At 54.6% G+C, this 13269-nt stretch carries 12 protein-coding genes; 4 read left to right on the plus strand and 8 right to left on the minus strand.

Translation table 11 applies throughout. The features are described 5' to 3' along the window. The first annotated feature begins 29 nt into the window (after positions 1 to 29). The 3 genes from HZS80_RS08115 (at position 30) to HZS80_RS08125 (ending at position 2430) form a co-directional block, all read left to right on the plus strand. Positions 30 to 1091, plus strand: coding sequence for an HlyD family secretion protein (locus tag HZS80_RS08115; RefSeq protein WP_179915746.1), 1062 nt, complete (start codon positions 30 to 32; stop codon positions 1089 to 1091). Then, complete coding sequence (locus HZS80_RS08120) at positions 1081 to 2106, plus strand: DUF2955 domain-containing protein (protein ID WP_179915747.1); 1026 nt, start codon at positions 1081 to 1083, stop codon at positions 2104 to 2106. The genes HZS80_RS08115 and HZS80_RS08120 overlap by 11 nt, the downstream gene beginning before the upstream one ends. A gap of 138 nt (positions 2107 to 2244) precedes the next feature. Beyond that, positions 2245 to 2430 carry a CsbD family protein gene (locus HZS80_RS08125; RefSeq protein WP_035559348.1) on the plus strand — a complete coding sequence of 62 codons (186 nt, stop codon included), beginning with the start codon at positions 2245 to 2247 and terminating at the stop codon, positions 2428 to 2430. Positions 2431 to 2490: 60 nt separating this feature from the next. Here the strand turns inward: HZS80_RS08125 and HZS80_RS08130 are convergent, their stop codons facing one another. After that, complete coding sequence (locus HZS80_RS08130) at positions 2491 to 3957, minus strand: DASS family sodium-coupled anion symporter (RefSeq protein ID WP_179915748.1); 1467 nt, start codon at positions 3955 to 3957, stop codon at positions 2491 to 2493. Between the two features lie 204 nt (positions 3958 to 4161). Here HZS80_RS08130 and HZS80_RS08135 point away from each other — a divergent pair, with 204 nt between their 5' ends. Continuing rightward, entirely contained in the window at positions 4162 to 5241 is a 1080-nt protein-coding gene (locus HZS80_RS08135) for an NAD(P)-dependent alcohol dehydrogenase (RefSeq protein WP_035559355.1), read from the plus strand. A gap of 189 nt (positions 5242 to 5430) precedes the next feature. Here the strand turns inward: HZS80_RS08135 and HZS80_RS23965 are convergent, their stop codons facing one another. From HZS80_RS23965 to HZS80_RS08170, 7 genes are all read right to left on the minus strand, one after another. Beyond that, positions 5431 to 7338 (minus strand): esterase/lipase family protein, encoded by a 1908-nt coding sequence (locus tag HZS80_RS23965; protein WP_281662226.1) that lies wholly within the window; start codon positions 7336 to 7338, stop codon positions 5431 to 5433. A gap of 102 nt (positions 7339 to 7440) precedes the next feature. Then, the gene (locus HZS80_RS08145; RefSeq protein WP_035559681.1) at positions 7441 to 8019 is read right to left on the minus strand and encodes a TetR/AcrR family transcriptional regulator; all 579 of its coding nucleotides are present in this window, start codon (positions 8017 to 8019) and stop codon (positions 7441 to 7443) included. Between the two features lie 61 nt (positions 8020 to 8080). Next, a complete protein-coding gene (locus HZS80_RS08150; protein ID WP_035559358.1) occupies positions 8081 to 8602 on the minus strand; it encodes a universal stress protein in 522 nt (173 codons plus the stop codon). 53 nt (positions 8603 to 8655) lie between these two features. Then, positions 8656 to 10947: a DUF3141 domain-containing protein gene (locus HZS80_RS08155; RefSeq protein ID WP_179915749.1), complete on the minus strand. Its 2292-nt coding sequence runs from the start codon at positions 10945 to 10947 to the stop codon at positions 8656 to 8658. An 81-nt stretch (positions 10948 to 11028) separates the two neighbouring features. Continuing rightward, positions 11029 to 11775 (minus strand): acetoacetyl-CoA reductase, encoded by a 747-nt coding sequence (gene phbB / locus HZS80_RS08160; RefSeq protein WP_179915750.1) that lies wholly within the window; start codon positions 11773 to 11775, stop codon positions 11029 to 11031. Between the two features lie 4 nt (positions 11776 to 11779). Next, positions 11780 to 12097, minus strand: a complete 318-nt coding sequence (locus tag HZS80_RS08165; RefSeq protein WP_035559364.1) for a hypothetical protein — start codon at positions 12095 to 12097, stop codon at positions 11780 to 11782. A gap of 46 nt (positions 12098 to 12143) precedes the next feature. Beyond that, complete coding sequence (locus tag HZS80_RS08170; protein WP_035559367.1) at positions 12144 to 13268, minus strand: ABC transporter permease; 1125 nt, start codon at positions 13266 to 13268, stop codon at positions 12144 to 12146. Position 13269: the final 1 nt, after the last annotated feature.

Below are 13269 nucleotides of genomic sequence, written 5' to 3' on the forward strand. Positions count from 1 at the left end.
TTGCCTGGTGGCTAACAAGTGAGCTCTGCATGACCCCCGACCAAACATTTGCCCGCTGGGTGAAGGTAGCGCTTGCTGCCTTTGTGCTGCTATTTATCTATTTTCTGCTGGCCGATAGCTTTATGCCCATGACACCCGAAGTAAGGGTGATGCGGCCGGTAACGCGGATTGCCCCTGAACTTAGCGGTCCGGTAAGCGCCGTATTGGTGAGCGACCACCAGCATGTGGAAAAGGGCGAGGTGCTGTTTCAGATAGACCCGGCGCCGTTTCGGTTAGCCGTTGAGCAGGCGCAGCTAAACCGCGAACAGGCCGAGCGGGAGAATGCCCGATTAGAAGCAGAACTCACCTCCGCGCAAGCGGAATTGACCTCCGCTGAAGCCACGGCTGCCGAGCGGCGGGGCGAGCTTCGCCGTGCGGAAACACTAATGGCGCGGCAAAGCGTATCGCGTCAACAGTACGAACAGCAGGTGGCCGCTGAGCACACCGCTCAAGCCAGTGTGGCAGCGGCCAGAGCGAAAATCGTTAGCTTGGAAGTCCAACTGGGCGCTTCAGGCGAGACCAACCTGCGTTTGCGCCAGGCCGACAACGCTCTCTCCCTGGCCCAGTTGGATCTTGCTCATGCCCAGGTGCGTGCGGCGCAAGCGGGGAGTGTGACCAACCTGCAACTGAACGTAGGGGACTACGTACAGGCGGGCCAGCCCGCGTTAGCCGTGGTGGCGGATGAGATAGATATCATTGCCGATTTCCGTGAAAAGAGCCTGCGCCATGTGGCCCCCGGTGATCCGGCGCGGGTGGTGTTTGATGCCTGGCCGGGGCAAGTGTTTGATGCACAAATGCTCGCCATGGATGCTGGCGTGCGCGAAGGGCAACTGGCTGCCGATGGCCAACTGGCCGATATTCCCACCACCGACCGCTGGGTGCGCGATGCCCAGCGCATGCGTGTGCACATCGCGCTAACAGAACCGGTTGCCAACGCTCTCGCCAGCGGCGCACGTGCCACCGTGCAGCTTCAACCCGGTGACGCGGCCCTGGCCAAGCCTTTTGTATGGCTGCAGTCACATCTGATCAGCTGGCTTCATTATGTTTATTGAGTCTAGGCTAACCCAGAACGGGTTGCGGCAATGCCTACGCGTGGCGGGAGGCGGTGCGCTGGGCTTTGTGATCAGTCAGCTAATGGGTTGGAACTATGGGGTGTTTTTCACCGTTTTCCCGATGTTTCTGCTCGGCATGGTGCCTATTCTCAATGGCCATATCATTCGCCAATTTTTAGCCAACGTATCGCTCAATGTGCTTGAGGTCAGCCTGGTGGTTGGGCTGCTCAAGCATATGCCGGTCATCATGACGTTGGTGGTACTGGCGATGTTTCTGTTTCGCTTTAATCTAATGGCGAAAGGGCCGCTGTTTCTGTTTGGCGCCAACGGCGTGCTGACGCTCAGCATTCTGCTCCACTTCGCCAGTTACCCGAGTGTGGATTTGAGCGACCTCTTGGCCTGCAATCTTGTTGCCAGCGGTTTGGCAGTGTTTATCGCCATGCTGATGCATACGCTTTTTCCGGATGTTGAAGCGCGTAAGCCGCCACCGCGGGCTGCCAAGCCAGCCTCGCAGATACGTCATGAAACCTTGATAGGCGCATTGACCGCCACGCTCTCTTTTGTGGTGTTTCAGGTGTTTGACTTTCAGGGGTCGCTTTCTGCGCAGATGGCAACCATCTTGGTACTGTTTGCGCTGGGGTACTCCGGTGCTAAGGTCTCCGCCGCCAAACGCGCCGTGGGCACACTGCTGGGCTGTAATCTAGCGCTACTGATGCAGCTGCTGCTGTATACCCAGAGCCACCACTTTCTACTGGTGATGCTGCTCTACTGGCTGGGATTAATGCTCTTTGCGCGAGAACATATCATTGAAGGCGCCGGGTCGGGCATAGGTTTTGGCGGGCTAACCACCTTGGGGATTCTGTTTGGACAATCGCTAGGCCCGCAGCAAGATTTGGTCTACAGCGCGCTTTACCGGTTCTCCTCAATGAGCGTCGCGCTGACACTTACTCTGCTCGTCATGGCCTGCCTGCATTTTTTATTGAACCGCTGGGAGCCAACCCGCTTAACCACATAAACCTGCCATAAATCATAAATAAAGTAGCGCAACTTTTTTAATAAAGGCTAATCTGATGAGGTGTCGATATGTAATTGACGTGCCGCGTGCACCTTCACATACGATGCTTTCCCTACTAACGGATTAGAGGTGTTTGTCATGGCAACGGGTACAGAAGATAAAGCAAAAGGCGCGGGCAACAAAGCAGCCGGTAAAGCCAAAGAAGCCGCAGGCAAAGCGACTGACAGTCACAAAACAGAAGCTAAAGGTAAAGCCCAGCAGGCGAAAGGTGAAATGCAAAAAGGCAAAGGCGACGCCAAGGATAGCCAAAAGAAAAAGCGCTAATAACGTAACTCTGATACCAACAGGGGGCTTCGGCCCCCTGTTGGCGTTTATTGCAACCCCTCAGTAGTGACCCAATAGCTTCCACCACAATCCACCCACTAGTACCCAAATCGCTAGATTAACCACGCTCATGATGAAGCCAGCTTTCCACCACTCGCCTAGCGTTAGGTAACCTGAGCCGAAAACTACCGGTGAGGTGCCTGTGGCGTAGTGCGTCAGCGTCATCATTATGGAAGAGGTAGCGGCCATGATGAGAACAAAAGGCATAGGCGGGGCGCCAAGGCTCAATCCAACGGTAAGGAAGGCAGCCATCATAGCGGTGATATGGGCGGTGGTGCTGGCAAAAAAGTAGTGGGTATAAAGGAAGGTCAGGACTAGTAAAGCGGACGCTCCCATCCAGCCGATGCCCATCATGGTGATCCAGTCTTGCATATTGGTGGAAAACCAATCGATCAAGCCCGTCTGGTTGAGCTGGGTCGCCATCATAATTAGGGCGCCGAACCAGAGCAGGGTATCCCAAGCGTTCTTTTCTGCCAGTACATCATCCCAGGTTAATACGCCGGTCAGCAGCAGTATCGATAGCCCAATAAACGCGGAGGTGGTGGTATTGAGGGTGACCGAGTCGCCCATAAATAGCGCCGGTATATCTGCCCACAGCAGCAATAGTACTAAGAAGACAAACAGCATAATGCCTTCATCCCGGCTGATCTTCCCCATTTCGGCAAGTTTGTCCCGTGCCATCTGCGTGGCGTGTGGAGTCTGTTTAATGTCCGGTGGATAAAGCAGGTAAAGAATATAGGGCATGGCCAGAATGGCGACCAAACCAGGAAGTAGCATGGCGAGCGCCCAGGTCATCCAGCTCAGTTGGATTTCCGCCCCTGTAGCGATGGAAATTAGCTCCACGGTCAGTGGGTTGGGAGCAGTGGCAGTGACAAACATTGCTGAAGTAATCGGGTTGCTGTGATAGTTCACCAGTGCCAAATATTTGCCGATTTTGCTCGAAGTGCCGTCTTCCGGGCGTGAGTCAAAGCCTTTGGCAATCGAGCGCATGATGGGGTGCATGATACCGCCACCGCGGGCGGTGTTGCTGGGGGTTACCGGGGCAATGGAGAGCTCTGAAAAAGCCAAGCTATAGCCGATACCTAGCGTCTTCTTGCCGAAGATAGAGATAAAATAGTAGCCGATGCGGGCACCTAGCCCCGTCTTAATCAGCCCTCGCGAGATCATAATCGAGATGGCGATAAGCCAGATCAGCGAATTGGAGTAGCTGCTTAATGCATCGTTAATGGCGATGCCCGGGTTGTCACTGGTCACCCCACTTGCCGCTACAACCGCAATGGCAATGATAGAGATGGCCCCGATGGGCATTGCCTTGCCAATGATGGCGGTAATCGTCCCCACGAAAATGGCCAGCATCAGCCAAGCATCTGAGGTGAGGCCTTCAGGTAAGGGAACGACCAGCCATATCAGCAGGGTCACTGCTACCGCAATCGCGGTAGGCCAGGGTTTGAAAGGTAGCGTCGGCATCGTGGAACCCTATAGTAAGTAGGTGGCTGCGGTACGCTCACAGGCAATAAAGCAGTGCTTGAGTGGCTACTTAAGTCTAGAGCGGATGGGCGCTTGGCAACTTGCCCCACGTCAATTCGAAGCTTGATCTAGCGCAATCATTTCCGCTTTCAACTATGCCTTAATGGTGAGGTGCCATGACTCCCCTCACTGAGGAAGCGACCCATGCCTACCATGATGAAAGCGGCCATCTTCGTTGAACCCGGCCGTATCGAAATTGACGATAAACCGATTCCTGAAATCGGCCCCAACGATGCCCTGATGCGCGTGACCACCACCACGATCTGCGGCACCGATATCCATATCCTGAAAGGTGAGTACCCGGTGGAGCGTGGCCTGACCATTGGCCATGAACCCGTGGGCGTGATCGAAAAACTGGGGGCCAACGTAAAAGGCTACCAGGAAGGCCAGCGGGTAATTGCTGGCGCCATTTGCCCCAGCTTTACTTCTTACGCCTGCCAGGATGATTGCTGCTCACAAGATGGCGGCCACCACGGCCACGGGTATAAACCGATGGGCGGCTGGCGCTTTGGTAACACCATCGATGGTGCCCAGGCCGAGTACCTGCTGGTGCCGGATGCCCAGGCTAACCTATCGCCAGTGCCGGATGGCCTAACCGACGAACAGGTGCTGATGTGCCCGGACATTATGTCCACCGGTTTTGCCGGTGCCGAAGCCGCCGGTATCAAAATCGGCGACACGGTGGTGGTCTTCGCCCAAGGGCCGATTGGCCTATGCGCCACGGCTGGGGCGCGGCTGCGTGGGGCCGGGATGATCATTGCGGTCGATGGTGTTGATGAGCGTTTGGCCATGGCCAAGCAGATGGGCGCGGACGTAACGCTGGATTTCCGCAAGGTGGATGTGGTCGAGGAAATTCTCAAGCTCACCGGCGGGCGCGGCGTCGATTCCGCGATTGAAGCGCTTGGCCTACAACAGACCTTTGAATCCGCCCTGCGGGTGCTAAAACCCGGCGGAACGCTTTCTAGCCTGGGCGTTTATTCTCAAGACCTAACGATTCCGCTGAGCGCTTTCTGTGCTGGCCTCGGCGACCATAAGATTATCACTTCGCTATGCCCCGGTGGTAAAGAGCGCATGCGCAGGCTGATGAGCATCATCGACGCCGGTCGGTTGGATCTTGGGCCCATGGTCACCCACCGCTATGCGCTGGAGAATATCGTCGAAGCCTACGATCTCTTCGCCCACCAGCGAGACGGCGTATTGAAAGTGGCGCTTGAGGTCTCCTGAGGTTCAAAGCTAAGATTGATGTTCAGCAGCAAGGCTGTTCTTCAGTAGGAGGTGTGCTCAGCTCACGCCTCCTGGTACAGTACTCTGCTTTTGTGGCGAAATTTCTCCGCCCGTTCTTTTATACCTGTCATCATTGCTTATCTGCGCAGAGCACTAGGCAGTGGTGGTAAGACGCAGCTGGGTTGAATTTCAATTACTATATTCGGTTAGGTCTTGATGCAAGATACGCCTGATTTCCAGAATCGCTTGGGCCGTTTCCTGGACGCTGTGCCCAGCGATAAACACTTTTTCTGATATGGCTCCCGGCAAATGTGCGCTGGCGTACGGCACTATCCCATCATCTGAAACCTCTAACGGTACACTGGTGTCACGCTGGGCAATGATAGAATGGTAGTGAACTTGAGGGGAGATAGGCAGATTGGCCGTTGCTCTAATGAACGGATCTGCCTCACTCAAATTATCGATACTGTTGGGAAGGCGCAGGTATGCCCCATCTGATTCGGCGTCAGTATTAGCCAGAGCCCTGATGACATCGTCGAACTCTTCCAGCAGGGTGAGTGGTAGACGAACGAAACGAGCGACTGCTCTCCCTAGACGATTACCGGCCACCGGTGTGCCGCGATGTGGTGCTGCGATGAAAATTGCTCGTTTTATCTCTGGTAGCGATTCGAAACGTAGTAGGGGGGCTAGGCGTTGTTGGGCGAGCTGCCTATGTGCCTTTGGCAATTGGCGTTGTTCCACGAATTCGCTCCACAACCTACCTTGGCTAGAAGAGACCATCAGGCGCGCCAATACACCCCCCATGCTATGGCCAATTAGAACGATACCTTGTGAAGCCAGCGTTTCTGTGGTGGGGTCAAGTTCCAGTAGTGTTTCCTTCACAGTGCGTCGTATCGCCGTATGATTAATCGGCAGTGGCATATTGGTAGGGTAGTAGATTTGCCATACCTGAAAATGTTGCCGCAGGCTCTCATCGCCCAGCACTTCATTAGCTACATTTACCCAGGCTTCGGGACTACTGCCAAGGCCATGCAGCATGAGGATGATGCGTCGCTCAGGATCGAAGGGCTGCATCATATAAAGGTGTGGTCGGTTGATACCTTGGCTGTGGCCTAGCAGAGAGCGTATGGCCTGACGCGAAAAGCCTGAATTCGCCAGCCATAGTCCATAGCCCGCAGTGAAATTTGCGGCTAGGGGAATCTGTTGCCCATGCAACTGTACGCTGGCGTCTTGGTAGGGGTCTCTTACGATCACCTCTAGTGATTGAGTCGATAGCACCTGAGCTAAATCCTCACCGGAAAAATGGATTAGTGCGGTGAGTGCCGGAAAAGGCATTTCGCTATAAGGTCGAGCGCGATGAAGCGCGAGGCTATCGTCTATTACCGCGACCAGTTCGGCACCAAAGCCGTCACGACGATAAGTGCTACGCAAGCCGGAAAAGACCAGTGAAGATGCTGGAACTAGGTTCTCGGGTAAGTCAATGTCGCCGGCGAAGCGTACGCCGGTGAAGTCAGTTGTAACCTTCCAGCCAGAAAGCCTAGGCGTATCCAAAGAATAGGAGCGGCTTTTATATTCAATGGCTGAGAGATTCTGTTGAAAAAGCCATGAAACAATCTGTTGAACTGAATAGTTATAATAGTCGCGTACTTGTATCTGACGATCTTCGAAGGCGCGTTCCCCAGGAGATCGTTCGGAGAAAAACAAGTAAGCATAAGTATGTCTGGCAACCTCAATCCAAGCGTAAATGTCAGCCTCGGTACTCGGGATATCACTTGATGATCCTGCTTTTGACATCGCTTCTTGAAGCCACAGTTCTGCCAGTGCGGAAAGTCTGCGTTCTTCAGCTATGCCAGCGGTGCTGGATAATATATCTATACAGTTTTGGGAGTGCTCACGACATCTCCCTTCATCCAGCCCGATAACTTTGATGGTTTCCTGGGTAGCTGCGCTTAGCTCGCCACTGGTAAGCAGGTCTCCGCGTTTAAGCGCGATATACTCACCAGGGCTAAGCGAAGAGACGCCAACCATGGCACAACCATTCACTATTAGGATAATAAGTAGCGTGTTGAGTAAAGTGATAAGCTTAGCTGGTTTCACAACGACACCTTATTAATCGGTCATGTGGCGCTTTCGGGGCGATTTTTAGTGAATGAACTTTACCTACAGTTAACGGTGATTTGGGAGTCAACCATCAGTTGATCATGGTGCTAAGAATTCATGCAGCATTCGCAAATGGGCTCGGCGCAGCGAGCCAACGGTGGCGGCGGCAGTCGCTTCATCAAAAATCATTTGCCAAATGGCACCATATAGCGCTGGTGCCATTAGCAGCGCTGCGTCTTCAAGGAAGGCGCTGTGACGAAGATGCCCTTTATCGGCTGCAGTTTTCAAAATGGCCTGTTGTTCTGCGAGGTATTTGTCAATTACCTCCCTGCGCCAAAAATCAACAAGATGAGGGATGCGTCGGCTTTCCGTCATCAGCAGCTTCAGCATAGCTATGACATCTGGATCACTCAGTTGGCTATAGAGGTGATCAATAAAGGATTCGATAGCTTCGCTCAGGGAGTCGCCGCCGCTGAGCACCCACTGCTGATTGTTGAACCTTGGTGTCAGGCGTTTTAATAGTAGTGCTTCAAATATCGATTCCTTGCTCTTGAAGTGAGCATAGAGGCCGCCTTTCGAGAGTTCCGCCCGCTGAGCAATATCCTCCATGCGGGCAGAGGCGAACCCGTGTTGCGAAAACTCGTACAAAGCCGCACAGAGGATCTGCTCTATACGCACATCGGGGGGGAGTCGGCGATGTTTGCGAGCTTGTTTAGTAGGAGAGGAAGGCAAGGTGCAGTTACTCATCAGTTGGTTGCTTTAATGCGGCACCTTTTATCATTTCTTTGTCTAGAGTACGAGAAATTGCTTGTGTGTTTACGTCTCTGACCAGCATGACGGGCACCGGCGCAATACGTGCCACTTGCTCGGCGTCGCTGCCGAGGAGAAGTCGTTTCATGCCACGTCGGCCATGGGTGCCTAGAATTATCAGATCGAACTGGCACTTAGCTGCGTGATCCGCAACGTGTTCTGATACTCGTTTGCCCTCGGCCTCGACAAGTACTGTGGTGACATTGAGTTCTTGGGCTTCAAGCTGTATCCGAGCGTTGTCGAGCAGATCATTGCCGACTTTCAGAAAATAGGGTCTGACTTTTTTTATATAGGCGCGCGGGCTTTCGAAACCATTGGAGTACTCCATTGCATTAACCACATGTAGTAGCTCGATGCTGGCTCCCGTCAGCTTTGCTAAATAGTTTGCCTGTGCCAAGGCTAAAAGTGAGGTGCGGCTGCCGTCTATAGGTACCAGCAATTTGGTGTACATGGATGACTCCTAAGTGAATACTTCTAATATAAGTCAGGCACGAAGCTTGGCGGTTATGGCTCTCCAGGCTTGGCAGTGTTATTTTCGTTCGACCTTCCTAGGCTGCGTTTACCTGCTGTGACGATGGCTTCCTGTTCATGGGCTGCATCGTCGAACACCTTCAGCATTTGCGCTAAGCTTGCCTCTTCTTCTGGCAATAATGCTTCCGTGGCGGTCAGCATCTGCTCAAGAAGCCGCGCCTGATCGCGTATCTCGTTCGCGGCGCTGTCCGCCAGCAGTCGCGGGATGGCAGCGGTTGCAGCATCAAGATCAAGGCGCATCAGGTTGGCCTGGCGACGTACTAGCTGTCGGAATGAGGCCATATCTAAGTGGACTAGATAGTCCGGCTGTTGCAAGCTGGCCGCTAGATTAAAGCGGCGCTCGTCGGCTTCGCCACGAAAGCGGCTGACGTAGAGCAGCGCGCGGATACTGGCTTCAAGCAGGCCACCCTGATAAATTCCGGCGCGCAGCCGCTCAATTTCTTCAGCAACGAAAGTGAGATGCTCGGGCGAGACCCCAGGATGTGTACGCGGGGGGCAGTCATCGGCAGATAGCCCTGCCATGGCTTGTACCCACGGCGATCCATAGACTACGTTGAATATTTGTTCGTAGGCGTTGTCACGCTGTATTCGCCAATGATCCAGCGCAGAGATCACGGTATTGGAATAGGCTTGTTGCCACTGCAGGAAAGGATTGTCTGCCGCTACTGGTTGGCGTGTTGCGCGGATTTTCTGTGCATGTTCAGCCACTGTCAAAGCCATCGGGTTGCGGCTCGACCAGCGTTCGTAAGAGAGACGCAACGGATGTACGCTCTGCAGCCATCGTGCCGATTCGGGAGTAGTCCAGGTACGTACCCAGGGCTGAACGAACTGGCGATAAAGTCCTAAGTTAATTCGCGATATCTGGTTGACTGCGGCGAATTTGCGGTCGCTCTCAGCATCCACCTGCACAATCTGGCTCACATCCTCGACGCTGCGCCGCTGGATCGACAGCAGATAGTCACCCTCGACGAGTTCCGCGAGGGGCATATCCTCTCGCTTATCCTGAATCTGCGTCTGGTAGATACCGGCGGGTAGCACATCAATTAAGTCGATATTGTTGGTGAATTCGCGGTGCTCTTTGCGGCCGACACTGCCCGAAACAAAGATGCCTAGATGTCCAATGTTATCGTGAGTGGTATAGACAATGGTTTGGTCGTGGCTGAGTACTTCATCATCATCGCGATAGAGGTCTGTGATCCAGCCCAGTGCCTGCGGCGGCGGCGAGATATTGTCGCCGTTGGAGCAAAAAACCACGATGGGCGAGCGGATATTGCGCAAGTCCAGGCGGATACCTTCGGAGGTTATCAGTTCGGCACTTGACAGCCGATTGCCAATGAAAAGGTTGTCGACGATGTATTGCATCTCTATATCGTTGAGGAATACGTAGCCACCCCAGTATTTTTCGAAGCCCAAGTAGCGTGTCGCCTCACTGTCGGCATTTGCATACAGATTGTACTGCTTGCCCCATAGTGTATTAGCTGGATTGAGGTTCTCGAAGTTCTGAACCAGGTAAGCACCATCGAAGCGACCATTGCCCAGATCGCTGGCGAGTGCGGTTAGCCAACTGCCGCCGAGCAGACCGCCAGCGTAGCGCATCGGATTCTTGCCTGGCCAGCCAGCCCAGTACGACACCGGCGTACCAGCCACGATGATGGGTCCGAATAGCTCGGGGCGTAGGGCTGCGGCCATCAATATCTGCCAGCCAGCCTGGCAGTTGGCGACCACCGCCGGCTTGCCCTCGCTGTGCGGGTGAAGTGCGATGACTTTCTCGAGGAAAGCGACTTCGGCGAGCACCACGTCTTCTATTGTCTGACCGGGCTCAGGGTCGGGTCCAAAGCCGATAAAATAGCAAGGGTGTCCTGCGCCGAGAGCGGCGCCAACCTCGCTTTCGGCCTTAAAGCCGCCGATGCCGGGGCCATGGCCAGCACGCGGGTCAACCACGACGAAGGGGCGTTTGCTCGTGCTTGGCGCGGTGGGAGCACCCTCTAACGGCAGAATGCGCGCCAGCCCATAGTTGACCGGGCGCGGCAGCTCATGGCCAGATATCACTACCTCATAGGGGAAGTCGAGCACGTGAGGAGCGTCATCCTTCAGGTGTGCTTGGTACTGATCGCCACGCTGGCGCATCACATCGGCGTAGAGTATCGAGCGTTGCCATGCATCGGTAGTGTAGCTTAGCGCGGCAGCTGCGTAGTCTTGAGCCATGCTCAATAGTGGCCATGCGTCCGTATACCAGGGGCGATGATTGGAACCTTCGCTTGCCATGGGAACTTCTCCTGCGTGAGTGCGAGAAAATACTGGACGAGGGATAGATGACATGGCCACCCATCCCGCTAGGCCGCATGTTCAAAACATATGCTGGCCGCCATTCATTGCTACGTTACTGCCGGTCATGAAACCGGCTTGTTCGCTGCAGATGAAGGCGACCAGCGCCGCTAACTCGTCTGGTTTGCCTAATCGCCCAACCGGGATCTGCGAGATCACCTTCGATTCCAGTATCTCCTTGGGAACCGCCAGCACCATCTTGGTCTCCATATAGCCGGGTGAGACGGTATTGACAGTGACACCTCGCTTCGCTACTTCCATTGCCAGCGACTTGGTGAAGCCGTGGATGCCGGCCTTCGCCGCGGCGTAGTTGGTCTGGCCAAATTGGCCCTTGGAGCCGTTAATCGAGGAGATATTGACGATACGGCCCCAGTTGCGCTCGACCATGCCTTCGCAAAACGGCTGGGTTACATGGAACATCGAGTCCAGATTAGTTCGCATCACCGCATCCCAGTCGACCTTGGAGAGCTTCCGGAAAGTGGCATCGCGAGTGATGCCAGCGTTATTTATCAATATGTCGACAACGGCGCCTTCGGCTTGGATATCGTTTGCGAGTCGCTGGCAGTCGTCAAAATCGGCCACGTCGACGGAGTAGGCGGAGAAGTGGTAGCCCTCACTGGCCTGCTTCTGCAGCCAGGTCTGGACATGGTCGTTGTTTGGCGAATGGGTGACGAGAACGCTATGCCCTGCATCGTGCAGAGTTCGAGCGATGCTTTCACCCAGACCACCCATACCGCCAGTGACCAGAGCTGTGTGCTGATAAGTCATCGGTTCAGTCTCCTTTTTTTGTTGTACCCGGATCGTCTTGCGAACTGGCGGTTAACCAGTAGAGTGCTGGGGAGACAACGCTGACAGTCTCAATCAAGGCTTTTCCCGTTTGTACCTGCCAGGCTTGCAGCGTATCGAAGAGGCCAAGCAGCAGAGCGCTCTGATTATCAAAGATCTGCTGCATTGGGGGGCCGCCAGCGAAGGGTTGTGTACCCAATTCGTACCATGTCTGCTGACTTTTCTGCACTAGCGCTATCGTTTGTTGGCAAAGGTTCTGATTAGCTTGATAAAGTGCCAGAGGTAAGATGGTATTGTGGTTCATTGTATATTCCTTCTGGTGTGATGCGCCGATGTGCGCGCGGGTTGCATCAGGCCATCTGGCTGATGGTCTTGCGAAAGCGAGACAGCGAAATGGCGAACAGAGCGCTGCCAATGACTAACAGTGTCAGAAACTGTCCCCATACAACGTCGATGCCGGCACCGCGAAACAGAATGGCCTGGCTTAGCTCGACGAAGTGGGTTGTGGGTGCCAGCAGCATAAGGTTCTGGACGAGCTCGGGCATGCTCTCGCGGGGCGTGGTGCTTCCTGAGAGCATCTGTAGGGGTAGCAAGAACAGGATCATCAGCATGCCGAACTGGGGCATGCTACGGGCCAGCGTCGCCAGGAAGATGCCCATTGAGGTGGTGGCAAACAGGTGCAGGGCCGCGCCAGCCAGAAACAGTGCAACCGATCCCTCTATCGGCACTTGAAGCAGGCCGCGTACGACGAAAGTCAGCGATAACGTCACCGCTAGCAACACCACAACCCCCATCGACCACACCTTGGCCAGCATGATTTCGGCAGGGGTCACTGGCATCACCAGCAAGTGCTCGATGGTGCCGTGCTCGCGCTCGCGAATTAGTGCCGCGCCAGTGAGGATGATTGAGAGCATGGTCACGTTGTCGATGATCGACATCAGTGAGCCAAACCATGCTTGGTCAAGGCCCGGATTGAAGCGCGCTCGTAGTGCCAAGTTGACTGGCGGGATGGTGCTTGCGCGGTAGCGGCTTACGAACTCATTGATCTCGCCCATGACGATCTGCTGTACATAACTATTACCCGAGAAGGCCTGGCTCATGCGCGTGGCGTCGATATTGAGCTGAATGTCGGGGCCGCGTCCGGCCAGCACGTCGCGCTGAAAGTTGGCGGGAATAACCAGTACGAAGGTGTAGTCTCCGGCATCCAGACCCGCATCCATTTCCTGGAAGGTGATGATTTGCGGGTGCACGAACTGTGGTGGGTAGAAGGCCGATACGATACGCGTGGAAAGCGGTGAGTCGTCTTCGTCGACGATAGCGATAGGAGCGTTGTTCAGCGTCTCGGGCATCGCCGTCGCGGAAGTGTAGACCGAAGCAGTGAACACATAGACGATCAGCACCAGCATTATGGGGTCACGCAATAGACTCCAGAACTCTTTGACGCCCAGGCGATAAATGTTTGCAATCCTGCGCATC

This window comes from Vreelandella glaciei (assembly GCF_013415125.1).
GTDB lineage: Bacteria > Pseudomonadota > Gammaproteobacteria > Pseudomonadales > Halomonadaceae > Vreelandella > Vreelandella glaciei.

Excerpts from the sequence above, each read along its gene's own strand:
- HZS80_RS08115 (WP_179915746.1), top strand. The coding sequence starts at position 30 with ATGACCCCCGACCAAACATTTGCCCGCTGGGTGAAGGTAGCGCTTGCT.
- HZS80_RS08120 (WP_179915747.1), top strand. The coding sequence starts at position 1,081 with ATGTTTATTGAGTCTAGGCTAACCCAGAACGGGTTGCGGCAATGCCTA.
- HZS80_RS08125 (WP_035559348.1), top strand. The coding sequence starts at position 2,245 with ATGGCAACGGGTACAGAAGATAAAGCAAAAGGCGCGGGCAACAAAGCA.
- HZS80_RS08130 (WP_179915748.1), bottom strand. The coding sequence starts at position 3,957 with ATGCCGACGCTACCTTTCAAACCCTGGCCTACCGCGATTGCGGTAGCA.
- HZS80_RS08135 (WP_035559355.1), top strand. The coding sequence starts at position 4,162 with ATGCCTACCATGATGAAAGCGGCCATCTTCGTTGAACCCGGCCGTATC.
- HZS80_RS08150 (WP_035559358.1), bottom strand. The coding sequence starts at position 8,602 with ATGTACACCAAATTGCTGGTACCTATAGACGGCAGCCGCACCTCACTT.
- HZS80_RS08155 (WP_179915749.1), bottom strand. The coding sequence starts at position 10,947 with ATGGCAAGCGAAGGTTCCAATCATCGCCCCTGGTATACGGACGCATGG.
- phbB (WP_179915750.1), bottom strand. The coding sequence starts at position 11,775 with ATGACTTATCAGCACACAGCTCTGGTCACTGGCGGTATGGGTGGTCTG.
- HZS80_RS08165 (WP_035559364.1), bottom strand. The coding sequence starts at position 12,097 with ATGAACCACAATACCATCTTACCTCTGGCACTTTATCAAGCTAATCAG.
- HZS80_RS08170 (WP_035559367.1), bottom strand. The coding sequence starts at position 13,268 with ATGCGCAGGATTGCAAACATTTATCGCCTGGGCGTCAAAGAGTTCTGG.